At 51.6% G+C, this 13,170-nt stretch carries 8 protein-coding genes; 1 reads left to right on the forward strand and 7 read right to left on the reverse strand.

Features of this window, described 5'->3' with window-relative positions:
• Positions 1-11 precede the first annotated feature (11 nt).
• The 4 genes from NQ546_RS01200 to NQ546_RS01215 all read right to left on the reverse strand — a co-directional run bounded on the left by NQ546_RS01200 (position 12) and on the right by NQ546_RS01215 (position 3,631).
• Complete coding sequence (locus tag NQ546_RS01200; protein ID WP_004291261.1) at positions 12-992, reverse strand: fimbrillin family protein; 981 nt, start codon at positions 990-992, stop codon at positions 12-14.
• A gap of 47 nt (positions 993-1,039) precedes the next feature.
• Positions 1,040-1,864, reverse strand: a complete 825-nt coding sequence (locus NQ546_RS01205; RefSeq protein WP_004291263.1) for a FimB/Mfa2 family fimbrial subunit — start codon at positions 1,862-1,864, stop codon at positions 1,040-1,042.
• A 27-nt stretch (positions 1,865-1,891) separates the two neighbouring features.
• A complete protein-coding gene (locus tag NQ546_RS01210) occupies positions 1,892-2,935 on the reverse strand; it encodes a DUF3575 domain-containing protein (RefSeq protein WP_004291265.1) in 1,044 nt (347 codons plus the stop codon).
• Between the two features lie 246 nt (positions 2,936-3,181).
• Complete coding sequence (locus NQ546_RS01215; RefSeq protein WP_004291266.1) at positions 3,182-3,631, reverse strand: N-acetylmuramoyl-L-alanine amidase; 450 nt, start codon at positions 3,629-3,631, stop codon at positions 3,182-3,184.
• A gap of 202 nt (positions 3,632-3,833) precedes the next feature.
• On the opposite strand from NQ546_RS01215, the gene NQ546_RS01220 reads away from it, so the two are divergent.
• Positions 3,834-4,073 (forward strand): DUF4248 domain-containing protein, encoded by a 240-nt coding sequence (locus NQ546_RS01220; protein ID WP_004291268.1) that lies wholly within the window; start codon positions 3,834-3,836, stop codon positions 4,071-4,073.
• Between the two features lie 384 nt (positions 4,074-4,457).
• On the opposite strand, the gene rpoC is transcribed toward NQ546_RS01220, so the two are convergent.
• From rpoC to rplL, 3 genes are all read right to left on the reverse strand, one after another.
• On the reverse strand, positions 4,458-8,753 hold the full coding sequence (gene rpoC / locus NQ546_RS01225; protein WP_004291272.1) for a DNA-directed RNA polymerase subunit beta': 4,296 nt from the start codon (positions 8,751-8,753) through the stop codon (positions 4,458-4,460).
• 116 nt (positions 8,754-8,869) lie between these two features.
• Entirely contained in the window at positions 8,870-12,682 is a 3,813-nt protein-coding gene (rpoB, locus tag NQ546_RS01230) for a DNA-directed RNA polymerase subunit beta (RefSeq protein WP_004291274.1), read from the reverse strand.
• 105 nt (positions 12,683-12,787) lie between these two features.
• Positions 12,788-13,165 carry a 50S ribosomal protein L7/L12 gene (gene rplL / locus NQ546_RS01235; RefSeq protein WP_004291279.1) on the reverse strand — a complete coding sequence of 126 codons (378 nt, stop codon included), beginning with the start codon at positions 13,163-13,165 and terminating at the stop codon, positions 12,788-12,790.
• Positions 13,166-13,170: the final 5 nt, after the last annotated feature.

Genomic DNA, 13,170 nt, shown 5'->3' on the forward strand with positions numbered 1-13,170 from the left:
TGCGTCTTTTTTTATTGCAGGATTGCGTCAGAGTTGCTATCCTCCCCCGGTGCCCAAGGCGTAATATCGCTGCTGTCCACCACCAACTCCCGTTTCTTCACAGTGACAGTTACGGTATAGCAATTGCCTGCCGTCAGTTCTTTTTTCGACAGGATTCTGGCACTCAGATAGCTGTCGCTGCCCGATGCAATCGTCAGAAAGACATCCGCAGAAGCCGTTTGGGGAGGAACGATTGCCACGAAAGACTGTTGGGTATCAGTATTAGTAGTCTCCGTCTGGTTGGACAGGAGAAGGTCTACAACCTTGGCATCACCGGCAAGAGCCGCCACACCATTAGCCAGGCTGAACGTACCTTTGGCCTTCAGGCCTTTCAGCGTAGGCGCCATTGTGCCCAAGTCCTTCACAGAACTGCCGTCGGCCTTTAGCACAATAATAATTTTCGTCATGGAATGTGCAAACTGGAAATTCACATTGGGGCTGTTCTTGCTTCCGGCGGGTGCATTTCCTTCCCCATCCTTATCCGCAAACAGGAAGTCGAACTTCGCCTGTCCTGCAAGGCTCTGGTCGGTGGCTTCGAAAGCGATTGTCCCTTCTTTCTTTCCTCCTGCGCCGTCCGTAATATCGGCATCCGCCGTATACGGATAGTACGCCATGAAGTTCACCGTAACATCTGTCTGATTTTTGAAGCGGAAAGCGGTAGTCCCGCCGTCCCAAGTGCCTGCCGGGGTACGGGTGTATTTCAGGTTGACCGCATTGTTGCTCTGCTCCACACCGTCTATCATCACCCCCTGCATTTCATTATTCAGCGAGAAGATACCGATGGCATCGTCCTCCGCCCACTCTTCGTCCGCCATACGTGTCTGCACGCGTCCGTCCAGATTGGTGGTGAATACTGCCGCCACGCCGTTGGCGTTGTCTGTCGGCTCATTGTCGTTACTGCAAGCACCGAGCAACAGCCCCGCAGCCAAAACCATAAATACGTTCGCTTTCATTGTTATTCGCTATTTTAAAAATGTTATTATCCATCCGTCTGTCCGTTTCACACAGCATCCCCCTCCTCGCTTCCGGAGGGCACCCAGTCGGTGATGTCCGCATCGGGCAGCGCATCGTTCATCAGCTCCAGCGTGGCGTCCAGCGTCATGGGGTCTGTTCCCCGGTTGAAGTCGGAGAGCGCCCCGGTCATGTCACGCGCCAGCGTCTGCCGCTGTCCGTCGGTGGCAATGAGCACGATGATGAACTCCTGCCGCACATCCGCAGCCGTACCCAGCAAGTTGAGCTCCGCCGTCAGCACATCGCCTTCGCGCACAAAGACAGGACGCACCGTAGCAGGATCGCCCTGCAGCTTCAAAGCAGCGATGTCCAATGCAGGGGCAATGCCGGTTATGGAGGCTTCGGTTCCTGCCAGAATGCCGGGGTTGCCGCCCGCCAGCTTCATCTTCAGCGTCAGGCGGCGGGTGAGCTGCTTCATCGGAAGAGTCACCGCAAGGGTGTCGTCCGCCGCAATGCCTATGGTTGCGGCATTGCCATAGAGCACTCCGGGTTGCGGAAGCAGCGTGCCGTCCGGCAGGGATGCCACGCCCACCCGGTTGTCCGCACGCTCCATGCCTTCGGGCAGGTTGAATACGGAGAGCGTATAGCTGCCGGGAGCAAAGACCTGCGGACAGGGAAAATCGGCCGCGGGAACGCTCGTGTGGTAGTCCTGCACCTTCATGTAGTAGTTGCCGGCATAGCCGGTGTGCAGCAGCAAGGCGCCTTCGGCGGGATGCGGCGTGTTGCAGAAAGTGTCGTCGCGCTCGCAGGCGGCAAACGCCACCCACAGGGCAAGCCACCCAAGACATGATTTTGAAAATATAGGGTTCTTCATAAGTTCATCGGTTACTGTTCTTTGTTTTCAGAAATCGTACAGCAGGGAAACGCCCAGCTGATTGATGCCCCAATAATCTTTCACGAGTTTTCCGCTTTTGTTGCGGAGGACGTTGACCGTCCCGATGCGGGTGTATTCGTCGTATTCGGCACGAGTATAGCCTGCGGCGGCATGGAAGTCGAAAGCCCAATGACGGGTGAGGGGCAGGCGGTAACCGCCCGTAATGCCTCCGCCCTGATAGTCGCCGGCCTTGCCCGTAGCATCCAGTTTGTAGTGGAAACCGCCCCGGTGGTACATGGCTCCCAGAAAGCCGCGGCGGCGGGTGCCGAGATAACAGCGTGCTTCGGGGGAGACACGCCAGATTTTGTAGCGGCGTTGTTTCTCTTTCCAGCCCCAGTCGGCATAAGTGCCGTTCAGGAGAATGGCGATGCGGGCATCCGCCATGCGATATTCCAAGCCGAAATCGGCGGTGAGGGTGGCAAGGCGCAAGAGGTTGGTGCGGAGCGCAAAGGCCGACCCGAAGTCGTGCCGTCCGTCTTTGTCCGGCTGCGAGCCAAGCGGCGACGCAGACAAGGAGGCTGCCGGAACAATCGCCGTATCTGCAGCGCAATGAGTGGTATCTATGTCATGGGGCATATTCTCCGTTTCGGAAACCGCGTCTGCATCATCCGCCTGCTCCGAAGCCTGCGGTGCGGCGGGAAGCCTCAGACGCACTTCCACATAATCGCCTTCCTGCACATGGTTGACGGTGCGGAAGCATGCTTCGTGCAAACCGCCCCGCAGTATCATTTCGCTCTTCACGCGGTTGCTGCGCTCGCGGGCAGTCTTGCGGTCGGGGCAAAAACCCTCCACAAATACCGGAATGTTGCCCGAAAGGATGTCTTCCCGATGCATGCCTATCAAGACCATAAGGCGCTCCAACGCTTGCCCGTTCCCCTTGTAGGGTACGTAGAACATGCCTTTGCCCCGAACAAAACGAAAACAATACAGAGAATCGTCAGCAAGAGCGCCACTCGCCCTACTTTCTACAAAGCATGCCATAAACAGCAGTATTACAGCGAGTTGTTTCATGTGGTCTGTTTTTTAAACGTTCGTTTAAAGAACACCCTTTCAGCATTCTGTCACGCATGCTGTCACCGGTTATTTGAAAAAGATTTTTTCACACTTCATAGACTGTTTAATCAATTGGTAATAAGGATTATAATTCTGTTTCAATAAATTATAATTAAAATATTTTGAATAAAATTTGCGGTTCTATCTTCATGTTATTATCTTTGTGTTTTCAAACGAACGTTTAAAAAACACCCCACCCCATTTTTACCACTGCTCTTTCGACACCTCAAAGCAAGGGCATTGCTTCACCCATTCTTCGGGTTCAATCTCTCCGTTCCCGTTCAAGTCGGGGCTAAGGTCCCGATGTCCGCAGATGCGGCAGCCCGGATAGTCCAGCAGCAACGTGCGCACCAGCACGCGCAGCGAATGGCGCTGCCACCCGGTACGCGTATCGGCAGGCCTCCCTTTTTCGTCCAATCCGCCCTCATAGCAGATGCCGATGGAACGTGCGTTGCAGCCTCGTGCATGCGCCCCAATCCGCCCGACGGGGCGCATGGTTTTTATATCCCCGTTCTTGCGGATATAAAAGTGATAGCCGCATCCGTTGAATCCCCGGCGGCGGTGGGCCGCCTCAAGGTCGTGCTCCGTAAAACAACGGTCGGCACGCGTGGCCGAACAGTGAATCACAATCAAATCAATTTCTCTACAAGCCATAGTCTACTCTCTCCTGCTTTTTCTTAAGTTAAACATCTGTCATTTCCTCACCCTGCAAAGATAGGGCATGCCGCCCGCAAGGCAGACCGCCCCGCGTCGCCGAGAGCCTTATTTGTATTTATTCAGACTTTAATCACACAAAAAACTTGCATATCTCGCTAATAATCAGTATATTTACATAAACTTAAAAGCATACAAAAACATGAAAGAAGAAATGGAAAAAGACGAAAGATTCATCATCCGCACCTACGAGAAAGCAGAACTTGCACACCTCTACAACCCCAACATGCCCCTCGTCTCCGCCATGCGGAAGCTGCGTGCGTGGATACGGCGCAACCGCCAGCTCACCGACGCACTCACCGCAACCGGAGAGAACAAGCGCGACCACTCCTACACCCCCCGGCAAGTGTCACTCATCGTGGCGGTGCTGGGCGAACCCTGAAACAAGCCTCTTTTCGATAAAAAATCACCACATAAAACTGAAACAGTTCATGACACAGCAAGTGAAACAGTTTACACGCTATCTCCCAGCCCCTTACAGACAAAACTGGAACAGCAGGTGAAACACTTTGTGAAACCAATATAAAAGAAATAACCAAAATAGATACAGGTCCATTTTCTTGTTTTTTTTGATTCTCCCGAAAGCGCCGGATGCATAAAATCCCAACAAACCCGATTATCCCCGCAGGATACCGGAATTTCCCCTGAGGATGCAATCCGAATCCGCCCGCCGCATTTTTTTTCAAAAAAAAGAAAGAAGAGAACCCCGTCCGGCGGAGCCCTCTTCTTTCATTATCAAAATCAGTGATTGTATCAGCGTTATATATTACTCTTCCGCTTTTTCATCGACAGCATAGTCGAGCACCGTCTTCTTGTTGGCAAGCATGCGGTCGTACTCTTCTTTTGAACCGACAATAATCTTTTCATACTCGCGCTGGCCTGTACCGGCAGGAATCAGGTGACCGCAAATCACGTTCTCCTTCATACCTTCCAGACGGTCCACCTTGCCGTTGATGGCAGCTTCGTTGAGCACCTTCGTCGTCTCCTGGAAGGAAGCGGCCGACATGAAGCTCGAAGTCTGCAAAGCAGCGCGGGTGATACCCTGAAGAATCTGCGTAGAAGTGGCGGGAACCGCATCACGCACTGCAACGGGTTTCAAGTCGCGGCGCTTCAGCATGGAGTTCTCATCACGCAGCTTGCGGGCAGTGACAATCTGTCCCGGCTGCAGGTTCTGGGAGTCTCCTGCATCTACCACCACCTTCTTGCCCCAGATGCGGTCGTTCTCTTCCATGAACTCCAGCTTGTCCACTACCTGCTGCTCAAGGAAGCGCGTATCGCCCGGCTCGTCGATTTCAACCTTACGCATCATCTGGCGAACGATGATTTCAAAGTGCTTGTCGTTGATCTTCACACCCTGCAGGCGGTAAACGTCCTGCACCTCGTTCACGATATATTCCTGTACGGCCGTAGGACCTTTAATGGCAAGGATGTCGGCAGGCGTAGTGGCTCCGTCGGACAACGGAGTACCGGCACGCACGTAGTCGTTTTCCTGCACCAGTATCTGCTTGGACAACGGCACGAGGTATTTCTTCACTTCCCCGGTCTTGGAGGTAACGATGATTTCACGATTACCGCGTTTCACCTTACCCATTGTAACCTCGCCATCAATTTCGGAAACCACAGCAGGGTTGGACGGGTTACGCGCCTCGAACAGCTCGGTGACACGAGGCAAACCACCGGTGATATCACCCGCCTTACCAACGGCACGCGGAATCTTCACGATTACTTCGCCGGCTTTCACCTTCTGGCCGTCTTCCACTACCACGTGACCACCCACAGGGAGGTTGTATGTACGGATCAGCTCGCCGTCCTCGGTCATGATATGCGCAGTAGGCACCTTCGTCTTGTCCTTGGACTCGATGATGATGATTTCGCGCAAACCGGTGGATTCGTCGGATTCCACTTTATAGGTGACGTTCTCGATGACGCCTTCAAACTCAATCTTACCCGTAGCTTCGGTGATGATGACCGCGTTGAACGGGTCCCAACGGGCAATGAGCTTTCCTTTTTCCACCACTTCACCGTCGGCTGCATAGAGCGTGGAACCGTAAGGCACGTTGTGCGTGGAGAGTATGATGCCCGTATTGACATCCACGAAACGCACTTCCGCCAGACGGCCCACCACCACCTTCGCAGGTTCGCCCGCTTCGTCGATGATGTCTACCGTACGGAGTTCCTCAAATTCCAGACGGGAAGGATTCTTAGCCACGATGCTTGCGTTGGCAGCGATATTGGCTGCCGTACCACCGGCGTGGAACGTACGCAACGTCAACTGTGTACCCGGCTCACCGATGGACTGCGCGGCAATCACGCCCACAGCCTCACCCTTCTGAACCATACGGCTGGTGGCAAGGTTACGTCCGTAACATTTGGCACACACGCCCTTCTTGGATTCACAGGTCAATACGGAACGGATTTCAACACTCTCAATCGGAGAGTCCTCAATCTTCTGCGCAATGGCTTCGGTGATTTCCTCACCGCCCGCAACAAGCAGCTCGCCGGTTGTGGGATGAACAATATCATGTACGGATACACGTCCCAGGATACGTTCGTACAGCGTAGCGATGGTTTCATCGTTGTTCTTCAAAGCCGTACAAACTAGCCCGCGGAGTGTGCCGCAGTCTTCTTCATTGATAATCACATCGTGCGACACGTCCACCAGACGACGGGTGAGGTATCCGGCATCCGCCGTCTTCAAAGCGGTATCGGCAAGACCCTTACGGGCACCATGGGTGGAGATGAAGTACTCCAACACCGACAAACCTTCCTTAAAGTTGGAAAGAATCGGGTTCTCGATGATCTGACCGCCTTCGGCACCCGCCTTCTGAGGCTTCGCCATCAAACCACGCATACCTGAAAGCTGGCGGATCTGCTCCTTAGAACCACGAGCACCGGAATCCAACATCATATATACGGAGTTGAACCCTTGGTCGTCGCTCGAAATGGTCTTCATCAGGATGTTCGACAACTCGGAGTTTACGTGTGTCCAGATGTCGATCACCTGGTTGTAACGCTCGTTGTTGGTGATGAAACCCATGTTATAGTTGTTGATTACCTGCTCCACCTCTTCGTAACCTCTCTGCACCAGCGCTTCCTTCTCCTCAGGGATGATGATGTCGCCCAAGTTGAACGAAAGACCGCCCTTGAAGGCCATCTGGTAACCGAGGTTCTTGATTCCGTCAAGGAATTCGGCTGCTTCTGCCACACCACAAACCTTGATTACGTGGCTGATGATGTCGCGAAGTGATTTCTTGGAGATAATCGTATTGATGTAACCTGCTTTGGCAGGAACAATTTCGTTTACAATGACACGTCCCACCGAAGTGTCGTGCATCATCTTGTCCACCACGTTGCCGTTTTCGTCAACGTCCTTCACGATGACGCTGATAGGCGCGTGAATGTCGCACTTGCCTTCGTTGTAGGCAATAAGCGCCTCTTCGGGACCGTAGAAAGTAAGACCTTCGCCTTTGGCTCCCTTGCGCAGCTTGGTGATGTAGTACAAACCGAGTACCATGTCCTGTGCAGGCACCGTAATAGGCGCACCGTTGGCAGGGTTCAAGATGTTATGCGACTGGAGCATCAGCATCTGTGCCTCCAGAATGGCTTCATTGCTCAAAGGCAAGTGAACGGCCATCTGGTCACCGTCGAAGTCGGCGTTGAATGCCGTACATGCCAACGGGTGGAGCTGGATTGCCTTGCCTTCGATCATCTTCGGCTGGAACGCCTGGATACCCAGACGGTGAAGCGTCGGGGCGCGGTTCAGCAACACCGGATGTCCCTTCATTACGTGTTCCAGAATGTCCCAGATGACAGGTTCCTTACGGTCCACAATCTTCTTGGCACTCTTCACCGTCTTCACGATGCCGCGCTCGATGAGCTTACGGATGATGAACGGCTTGTAGAGCTCGGCTGCCATGAGTTTAGGAATACCGCACTCGCCCATCTTCAACTCCGGACCCACAACGATTACGGAACGTGCGGAATAGTCGACACGCTTACCCAGCAAATTCTGACGGAAACGTCCCTGCTTACCTTTCAGACTGTCCGAAAGTGACTTCAAAGGACGGTTGGCGTCAGTCTTCACTGCGCTCGACTTACGGGAGTTGTCGAACAATGAGTCGACAGATTCCTGCAACATACGCTTCTCATTACGCAGAATCACTTCGGGAGCCTTGATCTCAATCAGTCTCTTCAAGCGGTTGTTACGGATGATGACGCGACGGTAGAGGTCGTTCAGGTCGGAAGTGGCGAAACGGCCGCCGTCCAACGGAACCAACGGACGAAGCTCAGGCGGGATAACCGGCACAATGCGCACAATCATCCATTCGGGCTTGTTGCGTCCGCGTGACGCGCGGAAAGACTCAACAACCTGAAGACGCTTCAATGCCTCCGTCTTGCGCTGCTGTGAAGCATCGCTGCCTGCACGATTACGCAGTTCGTAAGACAATGAGTCGAGGTCGATGCGCGACAGCAGGTCATAAATGGCCTCCGCCCCCATCTTGGCAACGAACTTATTGGGGTCTGAATCTTCGAGGTACTGGTTGTCGCTTGGCAACTTTTCCAACAGATCCAGGTATTCTCCTTCTTCGAGCAGGTCGAACTGTGCTACCTCGCCTTCCAATATACCCGGCTGGATAACTACATAACGCTCGTAATAGATAATGGCATCGAGTTTCTTGGTGGGCAGGCCCAGCAAATAACCGATCTTATTGGGAAGCGAACGGAAATACCAGATGTGAGCCACCGGCACAACCAACTGGATGTGTCCCATACGCTCACGACGTACTTTCTTTTCTGTCACTTCCACACCACAACGGTCGCAGACAATGCCTTTGTAACGGATACGCTTGTACTTGCCGCAATGACATTCGTAGTCCTTGATAGGACCGAAAATGCGTTCGCAGAACAAACCGTCACGCTCCGGCTTATACGTACGATAGTTGATGGTTTCAGGCTTTAAAACTTCACCACTCGAATTCTCAAGGATTTCTTCGGGAGAAGCCAAACCGATAGAGATTTTCGAGAAATTACTCTTTATCTTGTTATCTTTTCTAAAAGCCATACTTTTATATATAATTGATAATTGAGAATTAAAAATTGAAAAATAAATGTTGATAAGTCGGGAACCGGAAACCGGGAAGCATCCGCTTCCCAATCCCCAATCCTCAAAATTTCAATTTATTCTAAGTTGATGCTTAAGCCCAAACCTCTCAACTCGTGCAGCAATACGTTCAGTGATTCGGGGATACCCGGAGCCGGCATCGGCTCGCCCTTAACGATTGCTTCGTAAGCCTTGGAGCGCCCTACGACATCATCAGACTTGATAGTCAGGATTTCCTGCAGAATGTGCGCCGCACCGAATGCCTCGAGCGCCCAAACCTCCATTTCTCCGAAACGCTGGCCACCGAACTGTGCCTTACCACCCAACGGCTGTTGCGTAATAAGTGAGTACGGACCGATGGAACGTGCGTGCATCTTGTCCTCAACCATGTGGCCGAGTTTCAACATGTAGGTCACACCCACCGTAGCCTGCTGCTCGAATGCCTCACCCGTACCACCGTCGTACAAAGTGGTCTTGCCGTAACGGGGAAGCCCTGCTTTGTCGGTCCACTCGTTCAGGTCGTCCAACGTGGCACCGTCGAAGATAGGAGTAGCAAACTTCACTCCCAGATTCTTACCGGCACGTCCCAAAACAGCCTCGAATATCTGACCGATGTTCATACGTGAAGGCACACCCAACGGGTTCAACACGATATCCACCGGAGTACCGTCTGCCAAGAACGGCATATCTTCCTGACGCACCACGCGGGAAACGATACCCTTGTTACCATGACGTCCGGCCATCTTGTCACCGACACCGATCTTACGCTTCTTGGCAATGTAGACCTTAGCCATCTGGATGATGCCCGCAGGCAGCTCGTCACCGATAGTGATAGCGAATTTCTTACGCTTCAACTCTGCATCGAGCTCTTTATATTTCTTGATGAAGTTCATCACCAATGCACGTATCAGTCCGTTGGTGTGCTCGTCTTTTGTCCAGTTGCTCAACTGAATGGCAGTAAAGTCCATGTCGCTGAAATCGGAAGCGGAGAACTTGGCGCCCTTGCTGATCACTTCGGCTCCCATGTAGTCCTTCACGCCCTCCGACGTGTAACGTTCGGTGAGCTTCAGGAGCTTGTTCACCAATATCTTCTTCAGGTCTGCCACCTTGCCGTCGAACTCGTCGTCAATCTTCGGCAGCAACGCTTTGTCCGCCAATTTGGAACTACGGGTCTTGATGACGCGGGAGAACAGACGCTTGCCGATAATCACACCCTTCAAAGAAGGAGAAGCCTTCAAGGAAGCATCCTTCACATCGCCTGCCTTGTCACCGAAGATAGCACGAAGCAACTTCTCTTCCGGAGAAGGATCGGACTCTCCCTTCGGAGTGATCTTACCAATCAGGATGTCACCCGGCTCGATACGTGCACCCACGCGGACAATACCGTTCTCGTCGAGGTCTTTGGTGGCTTCTTCGCTCACGTTAGGAATGTCGGAAGTCAACTCTTCCATACCACGCTTCGTCTCACGAACTTCCAAAGAGTACTCTTCGACGTGTACGGAAGTCAGAAGGTCTTCGCGCACCACGCGTTCGTTCAACACGATGGCATCCTCATAGTTGTATCCCTTCCAAGGCATGTATGCCACCAACAGGTTCTTACCCAAAGCAAGCTCGCCCTGCTCGGTTGAGTAACCCTCGGTAAGGATCTGCCCCTTCGTCACACGCTGACCTTTCTCGCAAATAGGACGGAGGTCGATTGTCATGTTCTGATTGGTGCGACGCCATTTGGGGATAGTATATTCTTTCAGTGCAGATTCGAAACTTACGAACTCTTCCTCTTCCGTACGGTCGTACAGAATACGGATCGTGGTAGCATCCACGAAGTCAACCACACCTTCACCCTCGGCAGTAATCTGCGTGCGTGAATCGCGTGCGAGCTGACGCTCGATACCTGTACCTACAATCGGAGCTTCACTCTTCAACAAAGGAACTGCCTGACGCATCATGTTAGATCCCATCAATGCGCGGTTGGCATCGTCATGCTCCAAGAACGGAATCAAAGATGCCGCAATAGAAGCAATCTGCTGGGGAGATACGTCCATCAATTCGACTTCATCAGGAGCAACAACCGGATAGTCGGCATCCTGACGGGATTTTACCCTGTCGCGAACGAAAGTTCCGTCATCGTTCAGCGGTGCATTACCCTGAGCGATAATCTTTTCTTCTTCTTCCTCGGCTGTGAGGTAAACCAGACCTTCGTCCGAAAGGTCTACCTTTCCGTTGGCCACCTTGCGGTAGGGCGTCTCGATGAAACCAAGCTGGTTGATCTTGGCAAACACGCAAAGTGAAGAAATCAAACCGATGTTAGGACCTTCAGGAGTCTCGATCGGACAAAGACGACCGTAGTGGGTGTAGTGCACGTCACGCACCTCGAAACCGGCACGCTCACGCGACAAACCACCGGGACCCAGCGCAGACATACGGCGCTTGTGGGTAATCTCGGCAAGCGGGTTGGTCTGGTCCATGAACTGGGACAGGGCGTTCGTTCCGAAGAACGAGTTGATAACGGAAGATATTGTCTTGGCGTTGATCAGGTCGATCGGAGTGAATACCTCATTGTCACGAACGTTCATGCGCTCGCGGATGGTACGTGACATACGTGCCAGACCGATAGCGAACTGGTTGGACAACTGCTCGCCTACCGTACGTACGCGACGGTTGCTCAAGTGGTCAATATCATCGACATCCGCCTTCGAGTTAATCAACTCGATCAGATATTTGATAATCTCAATAATGTCTTCCTTCGTGAGGACGCGAACGTCCATGTCGGTCGTCAGGTTCAACTTCTTGTTGATACGATAACGGCCTACATCACCCAAGTCATATCTCTTTTCTGAGAAGAACAGGTTGTTGATAACCTCGCGTGCACTGGCATCATCGGCAGGATCTGCATTACGCAACTGGCGGTAGATGTAAAGCACTGCTTCCTTCTCCGAGTTACTCGGGTCTTTCTGAAGGGTGTTATATATGATAGAGTAGTCAGACTGGTTCGGCTCTTCCTTGTGTACGAGGATATTCTGAACACCTGACTCTAATATAATGTCAACATGCTCCGGCTCGATTATTGTCTCGCGGTCGATAACGACTTCGTTACGCTCGATGGAAACAACTTCACCGGTATCTTCGTCTACAAAATCCTCAATCCATGTTTTCAATACACGCGCCGCCAACTTACGACCTACAATCTTCTTGAGATTCGTCTTGTTCACCTTCACATCCTCTGCCAAGTTGAAGATTTCAAGAATGTCCTTGTCATTCTCAAAACCGATGGCTCTCAGCAATGTGGTTACCGGCAACTTCTTCTTACGGTCGATGTAGGCATACATGACATTGTTGATGTCGGTAGCAAACTCAATCCAAGAACCCTTGAAAGGGATGATACGGGCTGAGTACAACTTAGTACCGTTGGCATGTACGCTCTGACCGAAGAACACACCCGGCGAACGGTGAAGCTGTGACACAACAACACGCTCCGCACCGTTGATGACGAACGTAGCTTTGTCCGTCATATAAGGGATAGGGCCCAGGAACACATCCTGAATAACCGTATCAAAATCTTCGTGGTCGGGATCGGTACAGTATAATTTTAATTTTGCCTTTAAGGGTACACTATAAGTAAGCCCTCGCTCTATACATTCGTCTATGGTATAACGCGGCGGATCAATATAGTAGTCCAAAAACTCAAGAACAAAATTATTTCTTGTATCGGCAATGGGGAAGTTTTCAGCAAATACTTTATACAGTCCCTCGTTCTTACGTTTCTCGGGTGGGGTGTCCAGTTGTAAAAAGTCTTTGAATGACTTCAATTGTACTTCCAGGAAATCCGGGTATTCCAGCGGATTCTTAGTCGAAGCAAAATTAACTCTTTGATTTACAGTAGTTGAAGACATCTGTTAATGGATTTGTAGAACTTAATTTTAAATATATACACAAAAAGGTAAAGAACCCTTTTCGCGAAGGGTTCCTTACCGAATTACCTGATTTACAGGCTAATGTTATTTAAGTTCAACTTCAGCTCCAGCTTCTTCCAATGTTTTCTTCAATGATTCTGCTTCGTCTTTAGCCAAACCTTCTTTTACTACGCTAGGAGCACCGTCTACCATGTCTTTAGCTTCCTTCAAACCAAGACCGCAAGCTTCCTTAACGGCTTTAACTACTTGAAGTTTAGCTGAGCCAGCGCTCTTCAATACTACATCGAAAGAAGTCTTTTCTTCAGCGGCAGCAGCACCACCAGCTGCAGGGCCAGCAGCAACAGCAACAGCTGCAGCAGCAGGTTCAATACCGTATTCTTCTTTCAGGATAGTTGCAAGTTCATTAACTTCTTTTACTGTCAAGTTAACTAATTGTTCTGCAAAAGCTTTCAAATCTGCCATTTTTG

Origin of the sequence: Bacteroides eggerthii (assembly GCF_025146565.1) — a bacterium.
GTDB lineage: Bacteria > Bacteroidota > Bacteroidia > Bacteroidales > Bacteroidaceae > Bacteroides > Bacteroides eggerthii.